Origin of the sequence: Psychrobacter sp. TB55-MNA-CIBAN-0194, from assembly GCF_040309505.1 — a bacterium.
Taxonomy (GTDB): Bacteria; Pseudomonadota; Gammaproteobacteria; order Pseudomonadales; family Moraxellaceae; genus Psychrobacter; species Psychrobacter fozii.
On record NZ_JBEOOW010000357.1, the window covers coordinates 1 to 267 of the forward strand.

Annotated in this window: 1 protein-coding gene; it reads left to right on the forward strand. The window is 48.3% G+C overall.

From position 1 onward, the window contains the following. Positions 1-50 precede the first annotated feature (50 nt). Positions 51-267: class I tRNA ligase family protein (locus AAEY75_RS15445; RefSeq protein ID WP_502944439.1), on the forward strand; the 217-nt coding region annotated here is incomplete at its 3' end.

The following is a 267-nucleotide window of genomic DNA, read 5'->3' on the forward strand; positions in this document are numbered from 1 at the left end:
CCTTAAGCCAATTAGAAAACGCCTACAATCCAAGCGATGTCGAAGCAGGCATGTATCAAGGCTGGGAAGACAGTGGTTATTTTAAGCCAAGCTTTGATAAAGACGAATCGTTTTCTATTGCTTTGCCACCGCCAAACGTCACCGGCTCGCTACATATGGGACACGGTTTCAAGAACGCCATTATGGACGCATTGACGCGTTATCACCGTATGGATGGTGACAATACCTTGTGGCAACCGGGTACCGATCATGCGGGTATTGCTACCC